The organism is Stenotrophomonas sp. YJH_SMC_80 (genome assembly GCF_059372495.1).
The window spans coordinates 1-25,900 of the sequence record NZ_JCAFVP010000020.1 but is presented as its reverse complement, the minus strand read 5'-3'; the positions used below and the strand labels follow the sequence as shown (position 1 = coordinate 25,900).

17 protein-coding genes and 2 pseudogenes are annotated in these 25,900 nt (G+C 59.9%); 12 read left to right on the top strand and 7 right to left on the bottom strand.

Annotation, left to right across the window (positions count from 1 at the left end):
* The first annotated feature begins 266 nt into the window (after positions 1-266).
* The 5 genes from AC5P99_RS19910 to AC5P99_RS19890 all read left to right on the top strand — a co-directional run bounded on the left by AC5P99_RS19910 (position 267) and on the right by AC5P99_RS19890 (position 4,766).
* The gene (locus AC5P99_RS19910) at positions 267-623 is read left to right on the top strand and encodes a hypothetical protein (RefSeq protein ID WP_024957929.1); all 357 of its coding nucleotides are present in this window, start codon (positions 267-269) and stop codon (positions 621-623) included.
* Positions 624-666: 43 nt separating this feature from the next.
* Positions 667-1,263 (top strand): hypothetical protein, encoded by a 597-nt coding sequence (locus tag AC5P99_RS19905; protein WP_059035693.1) that lies wholly within the window; start codon positions 667-669, stop codon positions 1,261-1,263.
* Between the two features lie 100 nt (positions 1,264-1,363).
* Positions 1,364-2,026, top strand: a complete 663-nt coding sequence (locus AC5P99_RS19900; RefSeq protein WP_024957931.1) for an imm11 family protein — start codon at positions 1,364-1,366, stop codon at positions 2,024-2,026.
* A 41-nt stretch (positions 2,027-2,067) separates the two neighbouring features.
* A complete protein-coding gene (locus AC5P99_RS19895) occupies positions 2,068-3,909 on the top strand; it encodes a hypothetical protein (RefSeq protein WP_495213479.1) in 1,842 nt (613 codons plus the stop codon).
* A gap of 5 nt (positions 3,910-3,914) precedes the next feature.
* A complete protein-coding gene (locus tag AC5P99_RS19890; RefSeq protein ID WP_495213478.1) occupies positions 3,915-4,766 on the top strand; it encodes an XVIPCD domain-containing protein in 852 nt (283 codons plus the stop codon).
* A gap of 99 nt (positions 4,767-4,865) precedes the next feature.
* Here the strand turns inward: AC5P99_RS19890 and AC5P99_RS19885 are convergent, their stop codons facing one another.
* Positions 4,866-5,624: a carbon-nitrogen hydrolase family protein gene (locus AC5P99_RS19885; protein WP_495213477.1), complete on the bottom strand. Its 759-nt coding sequence runs from the start codon at positions 5,622-5,624 to the stop codon at positions 4,866-4,868.
* A 262-nt stretch (positions 5,625-5,886) separates the two neighbouring features.
* On the opposite strand from AC5P99_RS19885, the pseudogene AC5P99_RS19880 reads away from it, so the two are divergent.
* Positions 5,887-6,729: pseudogene (locus AC5P99_RS19880) on the top strand (magnesium chelatase domain-containing protein); the annotation flags it as partial.
* 1,182 nt (positions 6,730-7,911) lie between these two features.
* On the opposite strand, the gene AC5P99_RS19875 reads toward AC5P99_RS19880, so the two are convergent.
* On the bottom strand, positions 7,912-9,420 hold the full coding sequence (locus tag AC5P99_RS19875; RefSeq protein ID WP_005414739.1) for a hypothetical protein: 1,509 nt from the start codon (positions 9,418-9,420) through the stop codon (positions 7,912-7,914).
* A complete protein-coding gene (locus AC5P99_RS19870; protein ID WP_155647119.1) occupies positions 9,417-9,749 on the bottom strand; it encodes a hypothetical protein in 333 nt (110 codons plus the stop codon). Before AC5P99_RS19870 ends, AC5P99_RS19875 begins: the two co-directional genes overlap by 4 nt.
* Before the next feature lie 627 nt (positions 9,750-10,376).
* On the opposite strand from AC5P99_RS19870, the gene AC5P99_RS19865 reads away from it, so the two are divergent.
* Entirely contained in the window at positions 10,377-10,865 is a 489-nt protein-coding gene (locus AC5P99_RS19865; RefSeq protein WP_180855709.1) for an MFS transporter, read from the top strand.
* A gap of 388 nt (positions 10,866-11,253) precedes the next feature.
* On the opposite strand, the gene AC5P99_RS19860 is transcribed toward AC5P99_RS19865, so the two are convergent.
* From AC5P99_RS19860 to AC5P99_RS19850, 3 genes are all read right to left on the bottom strand, one after another.
* Positions 11,254-11,604: a hypothetical protein gene (locus tag AC5P99_RS19860; RefSeq protein WP_495213476.1), complete on the bottom strand. Its 351-nt coding sequence runs from the start codon at positions 11,602-11,604 to the stop codon at positions 11,254-11,256.
* An 831-nt stretch (positions 11,605-12,435) separates the two neighbouring features.
* Complete coding sequence (locus AC5P99_RS19855; RefSeq protein WP_005414740.1) at positions 12,436-14,127, bottom strand: hypothetical protein; 1,692 nt, start codon at positions 14,125-14,127, stop codon at positions 12,436-12,438.
* Complete coding sequence (locus tag AC5P99_RS19850) at positions 14,124-15,029, bottom strand: hypothetical protein (RefSeq protein ID WP_032967042.1); 906 nt, start codon at positions 15,027-15,029, stop codon at positions 14,124-14,126. The genes AC5P99_RS19855 and AC5P99_RS19850 overlap by 4 nt, the downstream gene beginning before the upstream one ends.
* A gap of 536 nt (positions 15,030-15,565) precedes the next feature.
* Here AC5P99_RS19850 and AC5P99_RS19845 point away from each other — a divergent pair.
* Positions 15,566-16,720, top strand: a complete 1,155-nt coding sequence (locus AC5P99_RS19845; RefSeq protein WP_495213475.1) for a hypothetical protein — start codon at positions 15,566-15,568, stop codon at positions 16,718-16,720.
* A gap of 165 nt (positions 16,721-16,885) precedes the next feature.
* Here the strand turns inward: AC5P99_RS19845 and AC5P99_RS19840 are convergent, their stop codons facing one another.
* Positions 16,886-20,380, bottom strand: a complete 3,495-nt coding sequence (locus AC5P99_RS19840) for an NACHT domain-containing protein (RefSeq protein WP_187576277.1) — start codon at positions 20,378-20,380, stop codon at positions 16,886-16,888.
* A 647-nt stretch (positions 20,381-21,027) separates the two neighbouring features.
* On the opposite strand from AC5P99_RS19840, the gene AC5P99_RS19835 reads away from it, so the two are divergent.
* The 4 genes and pseudogenes from AC5P99_RS19835 to AC5P99_RS19820 form a co-directional block, all read left to right on the top strand.
* A complete protein-coding gene (locus AC5P99_RS19835; RefSeq protein ID WP_495213474.1) occupies positions 21,028-22,224 on the top strand; it encodes an AAA family ATPase in 1,197 nt (398 codons plus the stop codon).
* Between the two features lie 18 nt (positions 22,225-22,242).
* Positions 22,243-24,711: a S8 family peptidase gene (locus AC5P99_RS19830; RefSeq protein ID WP_495213473.1), complete on the top strand. Its 2,469-nt coding sequence runs from the start codon at positions 22,243-22,245 to the stop codon at positions 24,709-24,711.
* A 27-nt stretch (positions 24,712-24,738) separates the two neighbouring features.
* A pseudogene (locus AC5P99_RS19825) lies at positions 24,739-24,990 on the top strand (MBL fold metallo-hydrolase); the annotation flags it as partial.
* Positions 24,991-25,822: 832 nt separating this feature from the next.
* The coding region (locus tag AC5P99_RS19820; protein ID WP_495213335.1) for a transposase at positions 25,823-25,900 on the top strand (78 nt) is incomplete at its 3' end.

Sequence of the window (25,900 nt, the reverse complement as noted above, 5' to 3'; positions counted from 1 at the left end):
TTGGCATTCCGAACAACAGCAGGTAATCGTTACTGCGCCACCGTGCATCGGTGGTCGGGACTCGAAAACCCGTTTTGTTGGGAAGTAGTTTGCGCTTGCCAGCCGGCACCACCGCGCGTGGTGCCGGCTGGCAATCCGTCTGCCGGCTATGGCGGGCGGGGCGTGGGGGTCTTGTACCCGCCGGTTCCCAACATCCGGTTTTCGAGCCACGCTCTGCCCGCCACCTTTATCGGTGGCGGCTTCTGCCTGCTTGCACGGAGCCCGCCATGACCACGCCGCACTCCCCTCCCCCGCGCCCGATCCAGGAAGCGCCCTCGGCCGCCCCGGCCCTGGATCCCAACAGCCTCATCGCCATCCTGCACGCCATCGGCGCGGGCGCTGCGGCCGACGGCCAGCCCTGGCCCGAGCGGCATCACCTGCGCAGCCGGCAGATGGCGTTGTCCGACGCCGACTGCGCACTCACTGGCCAGCGCATCGTGCAGGAGATCCTGCTGGCGGCCGAACGCACGCGCCAGAACGGTGAGCCTGAGCAGTACGTGGGCGACCGGGTGATGGAGGGGCTGGTGATGGCCGATCTGGCGCTTACTGCGTTCATCCACGAACGGGTACGGCCCAAGGACTGAGCGCTTGTGGCGCGTACGTTTCTGCCTGTGTCTGGGGTGACAAATGAAGAACCACGGCCTTGCCGCTGCGGCGGTGTGCGCCTCGATCATGGCGGCGGTGTGGATGGGGTGGCCCGAGCCTGCGGGCGATCAGGTGTGGGCCTACCAGAAGCTGCGGCCGGCCGATTACCGCCTGCTGCACAGTGATGCGCTCGGCTTTGTGACCGCGAAGGCCCACGAGGGCTTTGAACTGCACGCGCGCCATGCCGGGGCGACGTCCTTCGAGATCCGGTGCAAGGGCGTGCTGGTGATGGACGTGGAGAACGCGCCCTCGCGCGTGCTGATCCGCATGCCTGCCGATGCACGGTGGCGGGCGCCGGACATCGAGCGTCTGCGCACCAGCTTCGAGCGTTGGCTGGATCTGCACCAGAGCCAGGGGCGGTTGCTGGTGGAAAGTGCGGGGCCTTCGTGGGTTGAGGCACGGCTTGGGCGCCTTGACAGGTCGGTGCCTGATGACCAGCGCTGCGTGTTCAGGGACCCAGGCCACCCTCGGCTGGAATCTCCCTCGTCATTCCGCCTATCCAGCAGACCATTGCAGGCAGTGGAAGGAATGGCAGCATCATCCTCGGCATTGTTCCGAAATTCCAAAAGAGCCGCGTGAATCACGTGCCCTCGGCATCGTTTCGGCGCAACTTGTGGCTGCGCAGAAGCCCCGCTAGCATCGGCTCAACGGTTTTTCCCGTTCTGCCCCTGCATCCATGATGGAAGCCCCCGTGACCGAATCGACCGCCACTGAAGTTTCAGCCGAAGCCGCATCCCACAAGGGCGAATTCTTCCTGATCGACGCAGGCTTGCTGAGCAATGGCGGGGTACCCGGTATAGAGATCGCCAACGAAGACAAGCTGATCGATCCGGGGATGAATGTCATCTCGCGTCCTGATGGAACGCCAGGCCAGTATCCGGAGCGCCCCCACCTGGTTCATGTGCCCGAGAAGGGCGCAATGCCACGCGATCTGGAAGAGCTCGCTGGCATCTGGATTGTGTCGGAGCCGTTGAAGCAGCTGTTTGAGCAGATGGACCCCCAGGCGTTTGCCTTTGTGGCCTGCGACTTCAGCCTTGCCGACGGCAGCCCCGGGCCTCAGTACTACCTGGGCAATGTGCTGCGCAGGCTCGACGCTCTGGATGAAGCCTCGTCCCGCGTGAGAATCAAGCTCGACCACAATTATCAGACCGGCGAGGACGAGAAGCTTTACAGCCTCGTCGGCGGCGCCAGCCTGGTGTTCAAACAGGACGTTGTGGGCGATGCCCATATCTTCCGCCAGGATCGCATGGGCGCACCGCCCATCTGCGACCGCGCGATGTTTGATGCATTGAATGCCGCCAACTTCTCCGGCGTACGGCTGCGCGATGTAGCCGATCTCTAGGACGAGCGCCTTCAAACGGATTCTTGAATGAGGTGGTGCGCATGGCCGACACACCGGTTTTCCAGGGACACCATCTGATCGAACAGAATGCGTTCGAACAAAGCCAGCTGCTGAAGTCGCTTGCCAGGAGTGGTCATTTCACGCTCCACGGTTCCGACAACATCCTCAACCTGCCCGCGAACCCCGCGCTGGCAACCCGGTTGGGTATATCGCCGCACTCGGGCGGCCCGTTGAGTGCGTACTCGGATCAACTGAAGTTCGTTCTCGACGACCTCGCAGAAACCTACGATGGCCGAGCGCTGTTGGCGAAGGATTCTGCGCCGGATGTGCGCGCTGCCGCCGCCGAACGTATGGGTGCCCGCATCCAGAACCTGGAGTTCACGCTTCGCGCCGGCATCCTCAACGGCGACCTGGTCACCAACACGCCGGAGAACATGACCCCGGCCGAAGCCAACGCCAGGATCCGCACCTTCTTCGCCGATCTGGACGGCTACCAGCGCACTCACGCCGCGCAGATTGCGGAACTGAAGACCCTCAACCCGACCGAGTTGCGCTGGCGCGGCGTCATCCACTCCGAAGCCAACGTGACGGCGGCGCTGGATGCCATCGACCAATCCGGCAACTCCACCCTGAGCGAGCGCTGGGGTGGCCGCGCATCGTTGGGCACCGCAATCCAGGAGGCCAACCAGGGCGGCCGCCTGCCGCTGAGCGAGCACACCGCGGCCCGCGTGCGTACGGCGTTCAACCCGGAGATGCCACTGACCATCGTGCGCCCTGGCCCGGCAACCACGGCTCCGGAACTGGCCGGCTCTGCTGGGCGCGCTGGCGCTGCGGAAGGTGCCGCCGAAGCTGCCACCGCGCGCGGACAGATTACCGGCGCACGCGTACTCGGGGCCGCGGGTGTTGCCGCACTGGCGGTGGACTTCGCCATCACCGGCCACCGCGTGGCCGAGTTGCACAGCGAAGGCAACAACGCCGGCGCAAAATCTGCGGCCACCCACTTCGTGGGGCGCACTGCAGGCGGCTTCGGTGGCGGCTTCCTGCTGGGCGCGGGGTACGGATTGTTCACCGGATCGTGGACCGGGCCAGGTGCGCTGGCTACCGGGCTGCTGGGCGGCGTGGCCGGTGGCTTCGGCGGTGAGTACTGGGCCCAGTACCAGGACAAGAAAGCGGTTTACACCCAGGTGGACCGCAGCGGCAACGAATGGAGCCGCGATCCGGAAGATGCCAAGGCCACCTGGAGCCGCAGCGTGCGCACGCCGCAACCCGACGGAAGCTACCGCGAGACCACCATGGTCGCCGGTGGCCGGCTGCTGGATGAGCTGAACTACAAGGCCGCCAACGACTCATATTCACTGGGCATGGCCAACCTGCCCAAGCCGCAGAACCCCTTCAAGCTTGATGCAGGCGGCGAGAGCACGCCGCCGCGCGAGCCGTTTGAAACCAACCGCCACTACGTGCGCAATCCGCACAACGGCGAATGGAACCTCTCCATCCACGCGATGATTGATGGACGCGTCCCTTTTGACTACAGCGTGCCTGTCAGCCCGGAAAAGTCGGGCCAACTGGAACGGGAATCGCAGCGCATCATTGCCCAGAACGCCTTGAACACGCCGGAGGCGCTTGCCGCCCGTTACCAGGTGGCGTTCAACCAGTACAACTGGCACGAGTTCGCCACCATTGAGCCGGTACCGGAGGTGATCACCAACGCGCTGACCCAGACGCAGCCCCTGCGCGCTTCCAACGGCGAGAAGTACACGCAGGATGCCAACGGGCAGTGGCAAACGCCGGGTTGGGTGTACGGCACCAACCGGCCGAGGGCAGCATCGTCGAGGAGCTCAATCGTACGCGACAGAGCCAGCAGGCCGGCGTACAGGAGCTGACGTCCATGGCCGACATCGCCCGGGCCAACCCCACGCCAAGCGAGTACGGCCTGCGCAGTCAGGTGGTGGACGCCTACCGTAGTGCCGGCATTGTGCGCAGTGCAGAAGAGATTGATGACGCCGTAGCCGCCGTTGCCCAGGATCACGCACGCGCCGTGCCCGACTTCGGTACGTTCATGCTGCAGGTGCAAAAGGATGGCTCGCTGGCCACACTGGCCGGGAAAGATGACGAGCGCATGCAGATCGCCTGCGTCACCACGCCACAGGAGATTGCCCAGGCACACGTGCAGCGCTCGACTGCGGAGCAGCAGCCCGCGGATGCCCTGCCGCGCGCGCCAACTTCACCTGAGCCCGCACCGAGTGCATCGCCGCCACACACCTCCAGGCCTGCCACGCAGCACGACGCTGACGTAGACCGGCACCACGGCACGGCCCTTCGCCCAGATGGCAGCGGGCTGCTGGAACAGCTTCGCTCGTCGGTAGCCATGCTGGATGAGAAGAACAACAAGCCGTGGGACCAGAGCAGCGACCGCCTGCTGGCCAGCGCCTACCGGCTTGCAGCAGAAGCCGGGTTCAAGCCCGGCGACCAGGTAGACATGGCACTGAGTGAAGCCACCGAAACCCGTGCTGCGGGCGCCACGCTGTTCGTGACGCGCTCAGGACCGGGCGCGTCATCGGACCCCGCCGCCAACCGGGTGCAGATGCCAACACAGGACGCCCTGGCGGTCGCACCGGAGCAGCAGTATGCAGCGGCCAACCGGAGCCTCGGCGCTCAGGACCGGGAGCAGTCGCAGCAGCTGGCGCAAGCGCAGGAACAGCAGCAGGAAGAGAGCCGGCAGGGGCCGCGGTTGGGTTGATGGCAACGTGACGCTTGGGTTCTTCATGAGAACGCCAGGGTTCCTGCCTGGACGGAATCAGGCGAATGCTCCCTCCGAACATCTCAAGCCTTCCGGGCGTTAGCCCGCACTCCCGAGCGTGCCCATTGCTGGGAGTGTCACGGCACTACCGCTCTGATCTGCGAGGTCATACACCACCAATGCCTCGTCTCCAGTTCCGGCGCGGCACTTCAGCGCCCCCCTGTTGTCCCAGGCGGCGGACCCTCCCGTCATCTCGAATCCATCGGCATGGCCCACGCCGTTGCATACCAACACGATCATCCCAAGCTCCCGCGCGACTGTTGCGTAGTGGCGGTGAGCCCGCTCCATACCGATCATGTTCTTTGCAACACTGGCAACGTAGACCGTCGCTCCCGCATCCTTGGCCCGCAATGCACTTTCCATCTGTAGCGACTCGAAGCAGATGGCGGGGACAAGAATTTCCTCTCCAAGGGTTACTGACAGGGACGTGGTTCCTGCCTTGAAATAAGGCAGTTCGTCGGCATGCAGCATCTGCTTGGTGTAGACAGCCGGTGCCTGACCGCTGCGGAAGACGAACATGCCGATCTCCGGCCCATCCTTGCCGCGATACGGCCCGCCGACTGCGACCAGAATCTGGTGCCGATCGCTCAGAGACTGGAATACCTCCAGATGCGCGTCACTTGGGATCATTGCCAGCTGTTCGGCCAACCGTGGCTCATAGCCGGTCAGCGACATCTCCGGAAAGAAGACCGCCGCACCGCCACACGAAGCGGCCCGTTCAATGAAGTGCACGTGCCGTTCGATATTGCCATCGATGTCGCCAGGGGCTGATCGCATCTGTGCTGCAACAATCTTCATTCCATCCTCTCTACTCAGACGCAGGCCGAAGCAAGAACCGCCTCGTACGCTGATTATGCAACCGCCGGTTGAGTGCATCCATCGGGGATCGAGGCGCGATCTTGACGCTTCAGCGAGGCGACTCCTGATGCGCAGCGATGACTATTCAGGGCGAATGATCGCCCTTGACCGGAATCCCCCTAGCCGTTTCACCCGCAATGCCCGATGGCGCCGTGACGAATGCCTGCCGCACCATCAAACATCCATCCGCAGGAAACCACACATGAGCCTGGCGCTGGTCCACAGCCGTGCCCGCGCCGGGGTCGATGCCCCGCTGGTGCGGGTGGAAGTGCATCTCTCTGGCGGCCTGCCTGTCACCCAGATCGTGGGCCTGGCCGAAACCAGCGTGCGCGAATCCCGCGAGCGCGTGCGTGCCGCCCTGCTCTGCGCACGCTTCGACTTTCCACAGCGGCGCATCACCCTGAATCTGGCGCCCGCCGACCTGCCAAAGGAAGGCGGGCGCTACGACCTGGCGATTGCCTTGGGCATTCTTGCGGCCAGCGGCCAGGTCGATCCACAGTCGCTGCTTCAATACGAGTTTCTGGGCGAGCTGGGGCTGACCGGCGAGCTGCGGCCGGTGGCCGGTGCACTGCCGGCCGCGATTGCCGCCGCTGAAGCCGGTCGCATCCTGGTGGTACCGCCAGGGAATGCCGCAGAGGCAGCTTTGGCCGAGCATGCCGATGTGCGTGTAGCACGTACGCTGCTGGAGTGCTGCGCCGGGTTGGGCAATCCGCGCCTGTTGCCGCCCGTGGAACGCGTGGACACGACACCGTTGCCACTACCCGATCTGGCCGACGTGCGCGGGCAGGCGCATGCACGACGCGCATTGGAAGTGGCTGCCGCCGGTGGGCACCATCTGTTGTTGATCGGCAGTCCTGGCTGCGGCAAGACACTGCTGGCTTCGCGCCTGCCCAGCCTGTTGCCGGATACCGAAGAGACTGAGGCGCTGCAGCTGGCCGCGATTGCATCGGTGAGTGGCGAAGGACTGGACCCGCGACGGTGGCGGCAGCGGCCCTTTCGGGCACCGCATCACAGTGCCAGTGCGGCGGCGCTGGTGGGTGGGGGCTGTCAATTACAGCTAAAAGCCCTACCCTCCAGTTAATGGCGCTACACATACGTGCAGGCATGCCAACGGCCTGAAGTAGCCAACCACAGGCGTTGCCACGCTCCCCACCCGTCGGTCCCTTCGTCCAAGCTGCGCCCCCTGACCATTGCCCAGCCTACTGTTTGGGCCTAGAGGCCCAAGTATTCCAAGGACCGCCCCCCCCCTAATCTGGGCCTAATCTGGGCCTGATCCGGCTCTATACGGAGGCGTACCCATGCGCACTTGGCCAACTTCGTCCGAATCCTTGATAATTTTCAAAGTCAATGCGAATGGTGCAAAGGTGTGCGACTGAGCTAGCGTGAAGGAGGGCTAAAAGGTCCCCATAAGATTCAATGACATAAGCGAGCCCCTGGTTGGACGCTCACTTGCGCGCCACTGACCTGGGGACCAAACATATCTAGCTGGATGCAGTTGATATTGTCAGCGCCTCGTTGTCTTGCCTGATCGCGCATGCTCTACGCCCCCTACTAGCATTTGCTCGACACCCTCCAACTTTCGGAAGCGGGGCTGTTTAGCGCCCATATTTCATCGTTGCCGCTTTGGCCGCCAAGCATTGGAGGTAAGCCGCCGGTGTCAGGGCGCCACCCGGATTGACCACCCGCTCAGGGCGAGCCCAGTTCCTATCGCCTCTCTGCCAAGGAGACTGCCGCGCTGATCAGAGCATCAGGTGAGCGAGTAGAGCTCGGTCGAGAGCGGAGTGAGGCATCTGCGGCTGCGGTAGCAGAACTGCTGGAGGTTGCCGGCAGGACAACAACTCTGATCAATGAGATTGCTGCGGCCAAGGCAGAGCAGGCTGCTGGGATTGAGCAGGTGAATCGGGCAGTTGTCAGCATGGACAAGACCACACAACAGAATGCTGCACTCGTAGAAGAAACCACCGCCGCAACCAAGCATCTAGAAGCGCAGTCGTAGGCGCTGGTAGGGGCGGCTTCTGCCTTCAAGGTGGCCTAACGATAGGCATTGTCACGCACCTGATCCGACAGGCGATTGGCCGGCGTATCGCCTTTTTCCCGCCACGACGGGCGGCCACCACCAATACAGATTCCAACGCATCGGACGTAGTGCATCGCTAGGACGCCTCCTACATGAAAGCCCACGGGCCACTGCCCGTGGGAAGCTTCTGTTACCCCATAGGCACATCCGTTAGAGCGGATCATCCCCCGACTTCCACTTGGTCAGGAACTGGTAGATCCCCGACAACTCTGCTGCGGAGCGACCATCCACCATGTGCTGGTAGAGTTCGACCTGGCGGCTGAACCGCAATACCTTTGCCCCCCGCTGACTGCGCAGCGCTTCCAGATCGAATGCCCAGTCATCACCCACGGAGCGATGAATGAGCGCGGCCATTCTTTCGAGGTAGGTGGTAGCGTGTGCGCTGAGGCTATCAGGGATCCCGTTTACGAGTTCATTGCGAGGCGTAAAGACGGCGTACGTGGGGTTCTTGCGACCGGGAAACTCATTGGCCACTCTGCGACTGGTACTGTATGCCGCGGCCAGGCAGAGCAGAAAAATGAACCGGACACACTCTCCGCCATACTGTTGAAAAGCCTTCTTAGCTTCCCTTTGGCGTTGAATTTGCCGCCTGATGTAGCCGTCCTGCAAGATGCCGCTTTGCTTTACGCAAGCGTCGATATCGGTGCGCCCCATCGGGCGGACGCCAGAGTTCATTTCTGGCAGGTAACCACCTGACCCCATGTACTTCGAAAGCCACTTTTCGAGCCGGTATTCCACAGATCCCGCAGTACGGTGGTCACCGAAGTTATCGGGAATTTTGGTGACGCTGGCGTCGATCAGCAACGCCAAAAGAGTTGACGCATCATCTTCTGCCGTCACCTCCAACTCGCACCAACTCCAAACCTCTTCCATGGCCCTATTGGCGGATACGGCCGCAGCAACCTGGATCGCCAGGCTGGCTCCAGCTGAGCATTCCTTTCCCTGCCGAGCGGCTTCGTCGATATCGGCCTTTGTCTTCTCTGCAGCAGCAGCCACCAACTCATGCACAACCTCCGGAGGTGTCGCCAGGAAGTCCGCCACTTTGTGCGCCTTCCTCCACGCTCTCTCGCCTGAGTCGTAAGTAGCCTGAAAAATTTTATCAATCTTGTAGATCGATTGACCCAGTACAGAGTCCCCAGTCATCTCCTGAACGAAGTGCGGGCCATCCGCAGTTCCATCATCAGCCTTGGCAGCCTCCGCTTCGCACGGGTGTTCAACCCATTCCAGAAGGGACCGGTAACACAGTTCATTCACGCTGTCTCTCAGCCCACTGCAGAGCAGACGCCGGCCCTCAAGGGCGCGCATTCCCAGTTCCGTTTTTTCCTCGGACAGGAACCCGTGCGAGTACTTTCCTTGGACTTCGGTGGTCAGGTAGCCGTGGTCGTCATATGCGGTAGTAATTTCCGGCCGGGAGGACTGAGTTGCCCGCTTCCACTGGTTGCTCCCCTTCCAAGCCCCGGACTCAACAGCCCGCTTACTGCTCATCCGCTTGAACGCCGCGTTCAGCGCTTCGGCCTCTCCGGGCGAGTCGAGGATGATCTTGTCCACTTCCTGGATGGACAGTTCGGTGCCCAGAATGTCCGTCAAGTGCGTCCGCAGGCTGGTGCGGAATTCATGGTCGACTCCAGAGCCGGGCATGATGCTGTGGCGAGCGCTCATTGCAGCGTCTCCTCGTACGTTTCCTCGTCAATAGCGACTTCATGACGCTTAGTGACCACCTCAATGGCGTTAGTATGGCTCTGAAGCACACGGCGTGCCTTCAGGTGAGGGTTGTACCCCTCTTTGGCAAAACGAACGCGGCGGAGCTCTGCAGTTGCCTGCGAGAGCGCTTCATCCGCATGATGGACCTTCCCATCACGCATCAGTTGGAGGGCGTAGGCAGCTGCGTGTGCCAGTTCACCAAACTCATCGATGGAGCGCACAGCATGATAGGTGTCGTTGCCCGCGGGATAGATGACGTCGTGGGCGTTAGGGTCTTTCGGTTCCATGTAGCAGTCCTGCGGTTGAGTTGACCCCATGATGTAGGTTGCTTCATGCGACTACAAACGTGAGCTTCCCGGGGTCCTTTGGGCGCGCCAAACGGTCGACCGCAGCTGCCCCCAAAGAAAGAACTTCATTTATTTCAATAAGATATGGATTTTTCAAACTGCGCACCGATCAGCCTAGCGCCCCCTCCCGGTCGGTGCACATCGATCAGTGGAGTGGAGGTTCGGCGCTTCCCCGGACATCCGGGCGCCCCCCCCCCCCGCGCGACTGATAGCCCTGGTGTCATGACCGATGCCAGCCTTGAACTTCCCAACGTTCTTGCTAGTACCGCCTTAGCCCAGGCGGCTCGCTTCGAGTACAACAACATTGGCGACGCCCCTTTTCTAGACCGAGAGGCCGCCGATGATGATGGCATTCACCTCTATATCCTGCCAAAGGTAAGGGTACTTCTCATGGCTCCTGCGGTTGATGGTGTCATAAGTTCGCGCTCCGTCTCTATGCATCGATCATGCTCAATGAGCGCGCGCAGTATTGGAGTCGGATGCGCGTAACAGTCAAAAAGGGCGAGGCCTGCCGGACCGAGCCGAACCCGCCCGGCGCGGCAGACGATAGGGCGGCTGATAAGCGGATTGTCCGCAGGCACACTGCTGGCGCGCACGATCAGCGGCTATGTCGGCGCGCACGCCGGCTGGCGCGTGATGTTCGAACTGGCCGCGGTGATCGACGTAGCACTAATTACACTGGTCTGGCACTACTTGCCGCACTCCGAGCCAAGCAGCGACCTGACGTATCCACAACTGCTGGCTTCGCTGGGGCAATTGCTGCTGCTGCAGCGGCCTCTGCAGGAAGCCTGCGTGCTTGGCTTCCCGCTGTTCGCGGCGTTCAACCTGCTGTGGGGAACGCTCGCGCTAATACTGGCGCGCCCCCTACGGCTACGGCAGCGAGGTCGTCGGGCTATTCGAGCTGGTGAGCGTCGTGGGTATGCTGACGTCTCCCGCTATCGGCCGCTTGACCGATCGCTGGGGCGGGCGCCGGGTGGCGGCCGCTGGCGTGGTGTGCGCACTCCTGGCACTGGGCGCCGGGGCGCTCCATCGCAAGGCGCCGCCGACGACCGTTGAACTGCCATAGACATGACCACTACGGACTGATGAAGCAAGGGAGCGAGAATGGAACTCCGGCACCTGCAATTTATATTTGCCTCGCTACAGCAAGAGACTAAGTCTTTTTTTGGACCGATATTGCCGCCATAACGGCTTTTAACCAGCCCTCGCAAACACCTTGAACCTCGTCGTTACGGCACTCCCCCGTGACGTGACTCGGAGGCAGACAATGCAAGGGACAAACGTGCTGTTCGGCCAGATTGCCGTGGTATTCGGCATCGCGATCGCCTGCCTGTGAAGCGCCACTGCGACCTCGCCTGCCCCACTCATTGCGAGCTAAGAATCGATCTTCCAACTGCACAAAGGGAGGCCAACACGGCCTCCCTCCTCCCGCCATGACCGGATGTCAATCCTCGAGAGCAACACCTATAGACTGAACGGTCATCTCAATCTCGCGTACGCCGCCCTTCACCGGTCCGACAGACACATGGACAGTAGCGGTGACCAATACGTCCGCAATTTCCTCCTCCTCCTCCTCACCGCTATTGCCATCGATGCTGAAAACGGTGCCATCACCCTTCGCCTTTACGACATAACGATCATTCTCTGGATCCGAGTCTTCTAGGTCGAACTCAGACTCAATGATGTCAATATTGATCAGCGTGCCTTCACCACCTTCAATCGCGACCCCGTTCCATTTCCCAGCGCGGACTTCCACTTCGATAGCATCTTTGATTGCGTCCAACAACGATCCCATAGTCGACCTCTTGTCTGGTGAATTTGTAGAATCTGCTTACAAATAGAGAGAGGAATCAATAAATTCGCTCCCCCTTCCGTACATTGACCAATTCATTGCCGTTATCAAGCCAATATCTCGCCAGGTCATTTCCCGAAGAGTATGTCTTTAGATCTATCGCTTTGGTACGAGCTTGAGCCTGCCGGTGGAAGACATCGTCGTCGTGCGACCTGGCGGAACCGCTATGACTCGTCCATCCGCCCCCTCGCGCGAAGTGTAGCCAGCGGGGATCGCCACTACGCGGCCGTCTGTGCCCTGACGGGATGTCGCGCCGGGCGGGATTACCACCACTCGCCCATCTGAGCCTTGTCGGCTGGTAGCTCCCGGAGGAATAGCAACGACCCTACCATCCGTCCCTTGCCGAGATGTCCAGCCCGCCTGGACTTCTACAACTCTTCCATCACTGCCCTGGCGTGACGTAGCGCCTGGCCGAATAGGCACAACGTGCCCATCACTCCCTTCACGGGACGTCCATCCTGCTGGAATAGTGATCCGCTTTCCATCGGTACCTAAGCGCGTTGTTGACATACCCCCTCCCAAATGAAGTTCCGCGATGACTTGAGCCAACAATTTAAGCCCTGTCCAAGTGCATTGTTAGGCGTTCTTAAGTAGTTCAGTCAAGAGCGGACTTTGACATCGAGGATAGTTCTCCGGTCAGTCCCCTTCCCTAGTCCCGAGCCCGCACCGCGCAAGAGATAATCAGCGCGGCGATAGAAGATCCGTCGTCTCCACAACCAATGGAATTTCGCGCCGACTGCCCCGGGCAGATTGCTGGACATGGCAGCCACAAACCTAGCGACCAACTTCGTCCACATGATCGCTTTCACGACAATGGGCGATGTACCACGTTGGTAGTGGGTGGCGATGCAGGCGAGCCGACAGCGCTGCGAGGACCGACCAAGGCTCAGCATGCCAGCTCAGTCGCGACGGGTCAGCGGCACCGTTTGGAAGGCGTAGAGATGCCTCAAGCTCCGCAGCGGTGTTACCTTCGAAGCCCGCTAGAACTCGCGAGACGCTGATCGCATCCAGCCCATGATCAGATCCGGTCAACGTCTCGATGCCCTGGGTGGAATACCAGCGCTCGAGCGTCACCCCCGATAGACGAGGGACAAGATCGCGCAAGACGGCCAAGCCTGTTTCGTTCTGAATCACCGAAGCGACGGTCGCCAACATCGGAACAAGCGTCGTTGTTTTGAAAAAATCACGGTCGGACGCCTCGCCGGTGAAATGCACCGCGATTGCATCCTCAAGCAGGTCCGTGTCGACGGGAAGGCGTTCATTACTTATCACTGCAAGGCGCAACTGCTGGATCACCCCTTGCAGGATTGCCCCTGCTGCGCCCTCGGCGCCTTCCCTTAGCAACGCAACGAATATAAGACTCAGATCGATGCCCTGCCCGTCCAGCAACGGCCTAACGACGATGGAATTGGCGTTGACGATAGCAACGATGTCCTGAAGCGCCACACGGCGTTGCTCTTCCACTCCCTCCATCCGCTGGAGAAGAAGAAGAAGCGTCGCGAGTCGCCCCAGTTCTTCGAACACCACGTCCGCATAGAAGACCGGATTTGGCCTATGGCGTACGAGCGCCCGTGGGCTTTTCAGCACCGGGGCGCTCTTATGGAAGTAGTCCATTAGAGTATGAACATGAAGCATCAACGTCGCATTGAGACGTCGCTGGAACTCAGCGTCTTCTATCAGTCCCAAGTGGACTGCACCAGACCACATGCGAAGCGCCAAGTACTCGCCCCCCACAACCGCAGGCTTAAGATTGTTTTCGGTTCCACCCCAGACCACCAGCACCCCGTGACCCATCGCCGCCGCTGCACACCGACGCAAGAACTTGCGCCGCTTCGTCGCCGGGCTATCGCCGTGCTCGCTTCCAGGCATGGTCAACACCTTCTCCACGAAGTGCTCGAAGCGTCGAACTGACGCCTGCGAGTCCCCTAGCCCAGCCAACGCCGCGCGAAGCTCGGATTTGCCATGACCCAAGAGCAAGGTCTCGTCGAAAATATGTTTCTCGATCAGGGGGGTGAGCTGGTCGATGCCCCAAAAGTCGAACGTGAATCCCGATCGCGCATTGACCTCGTCGGCCAGACCCGCAAAACCGGTGGCTGCCTCCTGTTTTACAACGCCACTGGATACCACCACGACGTTCTTGAGCAGTGACCGCTGCGCCTCGGTCAGGCGGTTACGCGCGAAATCAGTACACGCCTCGCGCGCGGAAGGCTGAATTGCCTGCTGCCCTGTGAAGAGATCCTCTCGACGGATATCACCGAACTTGATAATGAAGAGATAGAGCTGCTCATTTCCGTCGGAATCGGTGTAGCTCGACAGGATATCAACGCCCGCCTGCGGAACGCCGGTCTGCGGACGACTGAGAACGGAGTGTCCCATCGCGATTAGCAGCTCCGGCAACAAGGCATCAAGCTCGTTTCGCTCTTTTAGACTTCCGATATAGTTCTGGAGAACGAGTTGTAAGCTCACGTCCGACTGCTCCCCCAGAGACCATTACGGCGCATGCGTCCGAGTACCGGGTCGGTGTGCTCCGAAAGCGGCAGCTCGACCGAGAGCTCGTGCGAGGACATCGGAACAACCATCTCCTGCGTACCCGCCTCACTTCGGACTTCGATCACGGGGCGGATCGCGTACTTGAGCCTTACTTGATGAAGCAGGCCATGAAACACGGATGCCTCTTCCGCTCGACGGTGGATCTCACGGTGCTCGCTGCGCTTCAGTGAAGAGTACAGGAGGCGCATATCAGCCGTCATGTCCAATTCCCGGAGCTGCGGCAGGCCATCGAGCGTCTGTCTCGCCTCACGTGCCCGCCGAAGCGCTTCTATGGAGGCATCCAGCCCCTGGAAGCTCGACTCCGGCGAGGCTAGAAGCTCGACTGTGCTGACTAACAACTGATCGATGTGGTAACCGAGCAACTCCGATGTCTGGGTGCGCACTTCATATGAGCCTGAAAATTCGCGCGCCATGCTCAACACCCAACCAAGGGAGATGGCAGGGGTCGCGGCCAGAGCGCACAAGCGTCGGGCCGTCGTGATCGCGTCCGACTCCGGCACTCTAGCTAAGTCATAAGATTGCGGGAAACGCTGGGCGAGGTGAGAGACATTAGCCTTATGCAAGAGCGCCTTGCCCAACGGAATATCGCCATCATTCGTCAGCCAACGCGCTATGGCGACCGGGAACAGAGCTGGCGATTGCACGATTGCATGCAGGGAATTTTCGATATCACCACTGCCAAACTGATCGACTTGGTCATCAGGCGCTATTTGACGGGCTAGTTGGGCTAGGCGCGCGAGCAACTGGTCATCGCGGTCCGGGACACGTTCGTGACCTGCTAGCTGCAGGTATATATCCAATCCTACGGCATCTCGCATAGGTATCTCCAACGCAGCGACCACGACGGAAGATTTAGCCTACCACGAGGTAGATGCCGCGGCCGGTCTGCTCTTGGCGTGTCCTCTCGAGGTTCACGGCACCGCCCTCGTTCGGCGCGCACAAACTCGGCAACCTCCCGGGGAATGGGCATAGGATTAGGGTTAAGTGTTACGGTGCCCGCCGTGGCCGATGGCGTCACGCCCCATCCGGTGTGGAAAGGCTGAACGGACTCGGTTGAGCTGTGCAGCTGATTCCGGAGCCCTCCCTTCTTTGGCTCAGAATCAGGCTTGGCTGGCACGCCGTGCTAGGCGATCCGCAGCAAAGATGACGGTTCAAGAGACTTCCGTATGCAGTTCTAGCGCCCCCTGCCCCATGGAATGCTCGCAGCGGAAGGCATACACTAGCCGCGGCGCCCGCCTTGCTTGCACACGAGCAAAAACAGGTCGTATCCCCGATCGACTCTTCTTCTGGCCAGCTGCCGGGGAGTTAAACGTGTGCGTCTACCCCGGATCTGCTTGGCCGTCGAGGACGAGTCATGACTATCAAGCAATATGCGTTTCGCGCCCATGCGTACCTTCGGACGCAGGGCTTCGCGTCACTTACCCGGAGCCAAGTCCATGAACTGCTGGCTGCGGCCGCCGGATTCTCCGCCCATGCCGCATTCCTTCACCAGGCCGTGTGGTGCGATGTGGCTTGGGGCGATACCGGCGTAAAGCCGGATAAGCGCAGGCTCATCCAGCGATGTCTGCGCTTTGGGATGTCGCCTGCGGAAGGGGAGCGCGCGGCCCAGGGCGTGGCCACCTTCCTGAGCTCATTTGGCTACGCGCCGGCGCGCTTTGAAGAGCTGATTGCGGCACTGACCGACGAAGAAGACCCGTGGATGGACACTGATGAGGCAGGATCGGATAGTGTCGCCGGGTGGCTTTCAACTGAGCTGATCGGCAGCGCTGAGCGAGGGATTGATGCGCTGCTTGAGAGGTTCCCCGTGCTGCTCGAGGGCTTGGAGGCAGCGGCTGCAAGAGGCATAGCGGCCGCGCACCTAGCGGCAGCGCACTTGCTCGAACCGTATGCAAGCCTGTCAGATGACGACGACCACCGCTTTGGTCGGGAACTACACCAGCGTGGTCAGTGGTCGACCGAGCCTGTGGGCTTCGCGGAGATCGCCGGGGGCGCAGATAGCTTCATTCGGGTAGTCGCTAAACATCGGTACCACCTCCTTGAGGCGGCACGGGGCAAAGATAGACGTGCGCTGCTGCTCACGGCCGAGCGCTACGGAGATCCCGGGGCGCTCGAGCTTGACCCGTCGAATGAAGTGGACCCGTACCACATGGCCAACTTGGCCGATGCGAATGGTCGATCCGAGCTGGGCAATCAATGGCTAGCGGTGCTGGCGCGCGAGGGAGATATGCTTGCCATGCGTACGCTTATCGAAGACCGCAGCGAGCCGCTGTCCCGTGCTTGGGTCTGGATGTATCTCTCGCGCCTGCTGGGTCGAGACCTAAGCCAGCATCGATATGAAGCGATCTGTGAGAATGGTGCACCGTACGACGACGATATCGGTGGGCCTGCGTTTGTTGGAGGCGACAACGGAATCGAATTGATCCCACTTGCAGCTGAGGACAGAAGGCGCGCCGAAGAGGAGGCCGCTCAGCTATTCGCGGATATCGAAATGCGCCGCAGTCAGACCTAACAGGTTCAGTCAAGGGCGGCCTCCTGCTAAGGGGGCTTGCCCAGACTTAGTTGATAAGTGCTCCGCGTGCATATCGTCGGACTGCCCCATGCGTCGCGGCGAACAGACTCCGAAGCTGCAACGGATCAGATCCGCTTTCGACCGGAAGCGATATTTCATCCGCCTTCACGCTAGTTCAACCAAGAGATGGCTTCCCTTTCTCGTGATACGAAGGGCCAGTCGGCTGGCCAGTGGCTCTAGATGGCTTAGGATCTCCAATTGCAGGTCCGCATCAACCTCCGAGTGCATCCTGGCTAGCCTATTCGCGTCCTCATGGGTGCCACGCTCGGCGATCAATGCCACAGCGGCGATTGCCAGGTTGTACGCGCTCTTCTTCGCCAGTTGCTCCAGTTCATCGCCCCCAAACCCATCTCCATGCGCGCGGAGGATTCTGATCGCCTGACCTGCGATGGACGAGCCATTGAGGTTGTCACCAATACCAACGGCCAGTGCGGCCTCCAATGCGGAACGAAGTTCAGAGTGCACGCCGGTCATCCCGAGACGCACTCCGTCAAGAATCATGCACAGGCGATCCACGGCGCCGTAATCGTTAAGCTCCAGCCATGTCCTCAGCAGTCTATGAGGAGCGTTACGGCCCGGATGGAAGGGAATGGGCTCTAGACTTCCGGAGCGCAAGCCAATCATCTTCATACGATAATTAAGTCCAGTCGCGAACGCACCGGCCAAGGCTACGCGCTCAGTCGCTGACCAGGTACGTGCCGAGATAGCAGCGAGAACACGTTCTACAACCGTCCTCTCTGGCCTGTGGCCAAGCTGCATTACTGCTGCCCCCACCAGTTCCGCGCTCAGCTCTCCCATCCGGCTAATGAGATCATCGAAGATAGCTGGCTCTCCCCCCTCTATTGAGTAAAGCAACGCGACATCGCGCGGAAGACCGCGCAACTCGGGCTCTCCGAGGAGCTCTAGGGTTCGCTCCAGACGGTGATCTTTGCGCCAATTGCCAATGACATAACTGAGGATTGTCGCGATCTTGGATGCACCGATGACCCCGGGCACGAGCAGGCGGACAACGTCCGAAGCAGCCACAGCCGGCGATGACAACGCATGAGCAGCGGCTGAATTGAGGCAATAATCGTCCGCCCGTGCAGCATCGATGATCAAATGCTCCATCGCTGCGCTCAGCTTTCGCTTGGACTTGCTCCAGGCCACAAGCCTGACTTGAGTGGGCAATTCCGCGTCATTCGCCGCAGTATGCGCCACCTCGCTATCTATGCAATCGCCATTCATGTGTCCGATCAGGCAGCTGATCGCGTCCGCGTCGTGCTTACCCAGACCGTCCCTCCTGCATCGAGCTAAATACAGCTCAAAAGCTTGAGTTCCCAAACGATCGATCTCGCCTTGCATATCGGCTGTGCTGAAGAAATGGTCCAGATCGCCCGCGAGCAGTTCCCGTAGCACCGACAGTGTCAGGTCTGTGTCGCGATTCAAGGCAACAATTGTGCCGGCCCCGTCATGGATCAACTGGCGCTCGCCCAGTCTGGCTCGGACCGCCGCATGCAACGGCTTGGAAAAGGCATCAATGATGATGCTGTTGATCAGCCTATTGGAACGCCAAGACGCTGTGCCCCAGATAGCTGACAACCGATTTCCAATCTCCTCACGTTGGAACTGGGGAACGCGCATGCCATTTGCCAGGCACCGACCGAGGAGGCGTAGGCTGGTGTGAAACGCATCATCGGCAGCGGTTAGCAGCTGAGCGACAAGCGGTTCGGCGTTCGGATGCCGCTCGAGCACGAATTGGATAGCTTGTGCCCAAGGGCGCTTGCAGATCAGTACCAATCGCTGGACGATCCCACTAGCAGATTGCTTGAGCAGCTCGGCCGAGGCTAGGTACTCCTGCACGATTGGAAACGGAAATGACAGCCGCACCATGCCTGTCCTCCTCAGTACGCCGCGACGAATGAGTGCTTCACGCACCTCGTCAATGGACGTAGATGGAGCGACCCTAATCACGCTCCGCTCGAACACCGAATTCGCAACTCCGATAGCATCGCCCTCCAGAGCTTCAAACGCGGCCATCTCCGCGACGCGCCTAAGCGTAGGGACGTCGATCGATTCTCGCTCAACGCTCTTGAAGACAGCGGGACGAAATAGTGTCTCTATATATGTCTCTAGCAACTCACTTCGCCGAAGGTCGACACCTTCTAGTCGCAAGACGAGCATGAGCGACAAGAAGATCGGAATCCTCGCCAACTGCGCCAAATCAGGTCGAGCAGCAATGCGTGCCAAGAGAGCAGCGCCTAGCCCGGGCTCTCCCGGCCTGTAGAAGTCCACATAAGACTGAACGTCCACGTCACGCAGCGGCGCAAGCTCCAGCATTAATGCACCTTCTGGTGGTGCCAACGCCCCGGCATCACGTACAGTCATAAGCCATTGCACGCTCGGGTGTGCGGCACGGTAGATCTTGAAACGCTCTAGAACCACGGCGCGTCTGTCACTAGATATCTCGTCCAAGCCATCGACCAGTAGCACCAGCGCACCGGTGGCCGCTGCCGCTCTCCAGTCGATCTGAACATCGAACGCAGGGTTGATTACCCGCTCAAGGAACTCACCAATAGAACAGTCTACATCGGATAGTTTTGTCACCGAGATCACCGCGGGGACTAGGCCTGTCAGCGCAGACTTGCGGGCGATCGCGTTGACCACTGTCGACTTTCCATAGCCCGGCCCGGCCACAAGCACGGCAGCGGAAAAGCCCGCACTTGGGAAGTCTCTCAGGTCAAATTCCTCACTTGCACTCAGCTCGCGCCAACCAGGCAGATCATCATCAAAGTCCGGCTGCCGATCACGGTCGTACCTTTGGCAGCGCGGCCACAGAAACTCCGGCATAGAACCCTGACGAAAGTCCGTTCCAGGCACTTCGATAGCAGCCAGTGCCGCCATCGCAGCGCGATATCGCGCCAGCCCCCACGTGGGCGTGTCCGAAATGGAAACTCCCCACTCAATCCGCAGCCGATCGCGTAGTGATGCACCGTCGAATCGATGACGCGTCTCCGCGCCAGCCCAAGCCATGCCTGCGAGCACATCCAGCAATTGCGCAGCTGACACACTCCCAGGTGGCATCCATAGGGGCGCGTAGTCTCGTTCAAGCTCCACCGCAGGCCACACATACACGTCTAGGAAACTGAACAGTCGATAGACCTCGGCCATAGGTGAGGAAAGCACTCGAGCTATAGACGACGCGATAGATCGCTGTCGTGCGGTCAATCGCTTAAGCCATTGCTCTGGGGTAGCGCCATCGGTCCGTGCAACGATTTCCCTCAATTGGGATGCGAGGGCCGAAGGATCACCTATGACGATCGCAAGCCGGTCATCCTGGAGCAGAGCCGTAATCAATTGCCGATGTAGCGCTCGCCACAGCGCTTCCCAAGCCTCACCGCGTTGTTGCAGGGCTAGCTTGATCTGGAAGAAGTTCCGCGAGCCGTCGTCAAAGCGAACGAAAAGGTCATCTACCGCCTCGGTGGTCTCTACGCACACCTCCACCGGTCTATCCCGGCTGGGACGCTTTCGCGGATCCAGCATCCGGCCCAAGTAAAGAGCGGCGACCCGATCTTGGTAGCGAATACCCGCCTGTGTAGTTGGCCCGCCAGTCTCTGTCAACGCTCATCTCCGTGGTTAGCGCGAGTTGCTACGTTTGAGCATACGCTTGCGTTTAAGTACGCAGTTACCTTCACGTTTCTTCTGCCATATCACTGGACCGAGAGTATTGCAGGGTCCGGTCTCCGCCTTGAGTCGTATGACCACCTGCGACTCGAGGCAGACACAGGCGGCGCACCGGCTTACTCCCAAGAAGCCCTCAGAGCCAGCATCCGAGATGCTTGACGGCTTCTGGCGCTCCAGCGCCAAGGTCCACATATCGGTGTGCCGCCTTACGTGCCGACCGCTGACTCGCCCGGCTAACGCTCAACGGTCGAGCTCCCACCCGCCCCAGGGCCATTAGAAGTGGCCGACGACATCTGACGCCAAGGACCGGCACCGACGCTGGGCGTGACGTCCTCTCCCTCGGACCTCGCCCCATCGCAGTCGCCCCAGGATCGCATCTATCTGTTTTTTATGGATTTTTAGAAAAAAGGAACGATGGCTGGGCGCGATCTCATCCAGTGAAACGGAAGCGGGCGATCATAGCGGCAACCCAGATTCGACCGCGAACATCCAACTTTCGACCAGAGATCGATCATTTACGATCATCAACTGTGGCAAATCAACCACAAATAGATCAAAATCGCCCAATTGATGGAGGAAGGACTATGGCCGCGAAGAACAATAAACGCGTCCTTGATGAACAATTTGAGCACGTGCTAGATGTCTGCCGAGCTGCCGTCCAGACAGGGGAAGAGATACCGAAGCACCAGGTCCGCCGCCTCCTCGACTTCTTCACGCAAGCCGGCGAGACAGACAAGGCGGGCGATCTGCAGAAGCTCTTTGACCATGCTGCAAAAGGCGTCTCGTTCAGTCCGCGCCGCTTGGTCCGCTCCCGCGCTAATCTCCAGGGCGAAATCCTCGGAAAGGCAGTAAGACCTCCGCTGGACAAGGAAACCTCCGCGCCCTTGGCAGACATCATATGGCCAGAGGACCTACCCACCTCTGGGCCGGTGCTTACCAAAGAGCTTCAGCTTCTAGCGGATAACTTTGTAAAAGAATGGCAGTTGTCCGACGCCCTGTTGGAGGTGGGTGTTTCGCCGACTCGAAGTGCGCTGATTTACGGGGAGCCCGGCACGGGCAAGACCCATCTGGCACTGTGGATTGCACAGCAACTGGGAATGCCCGTCGTGCTTGCCCGACTCGATGGGATGATCTCCTCGTTCCTAGGAACTACCTCTCGCAACATCGGCAATCTCTTTGATTTTGCAGAACGCTACCAGTGCGTTCTTCTCCTTGACGAGTTCGATGCCGTTGCCAAGCTGCGCGATGATCCACATGAAATGGGTGAAATCAAACGCGTAGTCAATACTATTCTCCAGCGGCTCGATCTGAGGCGGGAGATCGGCGTGACCATTGGCATCACCAACCATGAACAACTCCTCGATCCGGCGGTATGGCGCAGGTTCCAGATCCAGATCCGGATGCCTAAACCGTCTCTGGAAGGTCGAACTGCGATCCTGAAGCGTTACCTGCCCCCCTTCGATCTGCCTGCCCCAGAAGAACGCTTTTTGGCGTGGGTAACTGCCGATATGTCCGGAGCAGACATTCAGTCTTTCGTCGATTCGTACAAACGACTAAAGGTTGTCATTGCCGAACATTTGACCTTAGTTGAACTTTGCAGAATCGCTGCCGATATGCACAATGACCGAATCGGCATGGAACAGAAGCGGATTTTGTCCATGACGGACGCTCAGGCGGCCAGAGCACTGGTTGCAGCCCCTGATGCGGATGGAGACATACAGTCCCTCTCTGTGATCTTCGGCAAGTCCCGAAGCACCATGAAGAGGTGGTTGGACGGCTGACGGAACAGGGGGAAGGAAATGGCTGCGCCAGTACAGGTAGTTTTGGACGCGGGTAGTTATGTAAAGGAATTCAGAAAGCCCGCGGGAGGGTCCAAGAAGGACATCTTTGCGGGTAAGGACGATGACTTCCAGGAACACAGAGATCGCCTCGTTCGCCAGGTGCGAAGCTTGGCCGCCTCTAAGGGCGCCTTTGAGCGTTCTTCAATTGCAGTCGCTGCTGTCGAACTGAAGCCCGTTGCTCTAGCCAAGAGCAACAGGCCAAAACAGCTTTTTGATCCTGGCCAGCTCCCCTCTATGGGTACAGCCAGACAGGCAGAGGTACTGATTCAAGTCACACCCACAACCCTGCGCTCACTGGCATCACGCATCGGCGAAGCTGATGACACTGTGCCAATGAAGCAAACACTCGACCGAAAGACGAATCGCACAATCGAAGTTCCCAACCCGAGCCAGCTACGCTGCGATGTCGGCGTTGTTGAGAACGTTGTGCTCTGGGATTCAGAGCGACGGCTTTCGCTCCCGCTGAAAGAAATGTCTCGCTGGTTCCGTGGCGACGGAACCCCCTTGAGCTTGGTCGTGCGGCTGTTCCGCTTCCAAGGCCGAGAGGGCGACCATCTCCAGCACACAGAGTTGGAGCACCTCCAAGGCGAGCTGCAGGCCCTGGGTTGCACTACCGAGCTCGATTCAGATCGACGCGGCAACCCGTTCCAGCAAGATGTCCTGCTTGTGAAGTGGGGCAAGAGGTCAAGCCGTGTATCGGTTGAAAACTGGATCGAGGCTCTTCCTAAGGTTATTAACCTGCTATCTCACTGCCCGATTGTCCGCTCGATTCATGTGCCAGCACGCATCACCAATAGCATCGGGGCCGGGAGCCCACCATTGCCGCCTCCATCGCCCGTCCAGACTGCGATCCCTACGCCCACTCCTGGCGTCAGTTATCCCGTAGTCGGAGTCATCGACGGTGGCGTCTGCGCCAGCCTGAACAGCTGGGTCGAGCCAGGTGATCCCTTCTTGGTGCCGTCCGACATTGATCGTCGACATGGCACTGAGATTGCAGGCCTGTTGGTGATGGGCCAGCAGCTCAACGGGACAGATGTGTGTCCCGAGCCGGATGGCTGCTCAATCGTCGACATCGGCCTCATCCCCCGCGAACAAGGGGGCAAGTTCAGCGTGTACTACGAGAACAGCGCAACCTTCTTCCGAAAGGTGGAAGGCGCAGTCATGGCTGCGAAGAAGGCACACAATGCGCGCGTGTTCAACTTCAGCTTGAATCTCTCTGTTCCCTCAAGCACCGAGTCCGACTACTGCTACGAGACGGAATGGCTGGATCGCATTGCGTGGAAGCACGATGTGGTATTCATCATCTCTGCGGGCAATCTTCCTGCCGGCGGCGGTCGTGCTGAGTGGCCCGCTGACAGTGTCAGAGCGCTCAGCATTCTGGCTCAGCGCCTGACAATTGATGAAGCGATCCGCGCTCCGGCCGATTCCTTGGCCAACATATCCGTCTCGGCCATCAATCCGCCACGGGTGTTTGGCAAAGTGCCGGCAGCACTAGCATCGTACTCCCGCCGTGGGCCATCCCGGTTTGGCGGCCTCAAGCCTGACTTGGCCCATTTCGGAGGATGCTCTGGGTCTCCTAGCGGCCTGCAGTCTGTTGCAGAGGGCGGTAGCCTCAAGGATGTTAGCGGCACCAGCTTTGCCGCACCACTGGTTGCCAAGACTATGGCGCGATACTGTCAGTTGATTGAGGGCACCATCTCTCGGGAGTTGATGATTGGCCTGGTAATTCATCACTCTAAGATTCCAGACCTGTACTCGAAGTCGCCACTCTCAGATCAGGCCAAGGACCTCATTGGATTTGGCGTTCCACTCGCGGCTGAGCCCTCCATCACCGGAAAGGACTCAAGCATTACGCTGATCTTTGAGACATCCATCCTCAAAGGCCAGCGCATGGAATTCAAATTCGCATGGCCTAAGTCGCTTGTGAAACAAGGAAAGTGTCGCGGTCGTGGTCGCCTGACGCTTGTCTCCCGGCCGGCGGTCGATGGCCGTGACGGAGAGGAGTTTGCACGCACTCAGCTCGATGCCCACCTTAACCAGCTTGACCTCAACGGCAAGACCAAAGGCGGAAAGTTCACCATCGCACTGCCTGACGCTCTCAGGGGCCAGAACGGCAAGGCGTTTGAGTCCGTCCAGCGGCGACATCAGATGAAGTGGGGGCCGGTCAAGGTCTACGAATTCGATAGCCCCTCCGGCGTCGGAGAATCCTCTGAGTGGCGACTGCAGATCGAATCACTGGAACGCGCCGCAGGTGAAACACCAGAGTACGGCATCCAGTTCGCGGCGATTCTGACCATCGAGGATATCAAGGGCGAGGCACGCGTCTTTGATGATCTTCGTCAGGATTTGGTGAGCCGATCAGTCCAGCTGTCTGATCTTCGGGTTGCTGGCCGCACACGCGCACGGCGTACAGGTCGATCGCCGTAACGCCGCCCAGGAAGGGAGATCAATTGAATGGCACGCTCACAAGTCCACCTACTGGATGTCGGTAGGTCGCAGTATGGCGACTGCATCCTGTGTGAGATCGGTGACAGATGGATTCTTATTGATGGCGGACATCGAGCGGACATCCGCGGCTCCATCTCGCACAAGTCGATCCCTGACCAGATCAGAGAGATCATGGGGTTGGTTCCTGATGGCGAAATACACTTAGATTTGCTGGTGGTTTCGCATACGCACGCTGACCACATCGGGTGTCTTCCCGAGCTGGTAGAGCAATCACTCAAGGCTGATTGGGCGTTACTCACTTCGCCGGACCTTGCTTGGCCCGACATAGAGCCTGCCGATTCCCACATCAGTCCAGAGGGATCACACGTATACGCGATCCTGCGAGAGGAGTACTGTCAGTATGTAGACAGCGCGACCTTTGAGGAGGCGCTAGTCGATGCCAGCAGCCTGCAGCGCCGTTATCGGGGGATGATCGAGAAGCTGCGCGGTGACGGAATTCGCGTCGTGCTTCACGGCGAGGACAATCTTGACGCACTTGAAGCCGCTTTCAGCGACATCGGCATGAGCGTTATCGGGCCCAGCTCGGCTGGCATGGCCGCGTGCGCCCATTTCCTTGAGGCCGCCGGCCGTGATTTCCTGGCTGAAGCCGATGCTGTCCTGGCGGACGGCACCAAGCCACAATGGCTCTACCAGAAGATGATGGACGCTTGGAGAGAGAATCTCCAACCCGACGGACTTTTCGGTCCTGTTGTGAATATGCAGAGCTCAGTCATCGCCTTCGATGACGGCGATCATTCATTCTTGTTCATGGGCGACTCCCAGTTGGAGCGCCCAGATGTGCCTGGCGAAGCAATCAAGGAAGAAGTTGCTGCAATCAGGGCCGAACTCATTAGGCGCAGCAGCACAAAGCCCTTCAACTTCGTCAAGGCAGGACACCATGGCAGCCATAACTCCATCGGCCCGGGTGTACTTAGCGATCTAGGCAAGGGAACACTGAACTTCGGACTCTGCACCGGCTCAGACAGCCGGGGTTCACCCCCGTTTTCACGGACACTTACGAGAAGGCCGATCAAGGCCATGAGGAGTGTTCATGTCGAAGCGAAGGAAGTTCAGCACCGAGTTCAAGCGCGGTGCGGTTGAGCAGGCCAGCCAGCCGGGCGTCAGCTGT

What these genes read in the sequence shown, in the direction of transcription:
- AC5P99_RS19905 (WP_059035693.1), top strand. Translation starts at nt 667, where the DNA reads ATGAAGAACCACGGCCTTGCCGCTGCGGCGGTGTGCGCCTCGATCATG.
- AC5P99_RS19900 (WP_024957931.1), top strand. Translation starts at nt 1,364, where the DNA reads ATGGAAGCCCCCGTGACCGAATCGACCGCCACTGAAGTTTCAGCCGAA.
- AC5P99_RS19860 (WP_495213476.1), bottom strand. Translation starts at nt 11,604, where the DNA reads ATGGGATCGTTGTTGGACGCAATCAAAGATGCTATCGAAGTGGAAGTC.
- AC5P99_RS19830 (WP_495213473.1), top strand. Translation starts at nt 22,243, where the DNA reads ATGGCTGCGCCAGTACAGGTAGTTTTGGACGCGGGTAGTTATGTAAAG.
- AC5P99_RS19870 (WP_155647119.1), bottom strand. Translation starts at nt 9,749, where the DNA reads ATGGAACCGAAAGACCCTAACGCCCACGACGTCATCTATCCCGCGGGC.
- AC5P99_RS19895 (WP_495213479.1), top strand. Translation starts at nt 2,068, where the DNA reads ATGGCCGACACACCGGTTTTCCAGGGACACCATCTGATCGAACAGAAT.
- AC5P99_RS19890 (WP_495213478.1), top strand. Translation starts at nt 3,915, where the DNA reads ATGGCCGACATCGCCCGGGCCAACCCCACGCCAAGCGAGTACGGCCTG.
- AC5P99_RS19875 (WP_005414739.1), bottom strand. Translation starts at nt 9,420, where the DNA reads ATGAGCGCTCGCCACAGCATCATGCCCGGCTCTGGAGTCGACCATGAA.
- AC5P99_RS19850 (WP_032967042.1), bottom strand. Translation starts at nt 15,029, where the DNA reads ATGCGAGATGCCGTAGGATTGGATATATACCTGCAGCTAGCAGGTCAC.
- AC5P99_RS19835 (WP_495213474.1), top strand. Translation starts at nt 21,028, where the DNA reads ATGGCCGCGAAGAACAATAAACGCGTCCTTGATGAACAATTTGAGCAC.
- AC5P99_RS19845 (WP_495213475.1), top strand. Translation starts at nt 15,566, where the DNA reads ATGACTATCAAGCAATATGCGTTTCGCGCCCATGCGTACCTTCGGACG.
- AC5P99_RS19885 (WP_495213477.1), bottom strand. Translation starts at nt 5,624, where the DNA reads ATGAAGATTGTTGCAGCACAGATGCGATCAGCCCCTGGCGACATCGAT.
- AC5P99_RS19910 (WP_024957929.1), top strand. Translation starts at nt 267, where the DNA reads ATGACCACGCCGCACTCCCCTCCCCCGCGCCCGATCCAGGAAGCGCCC.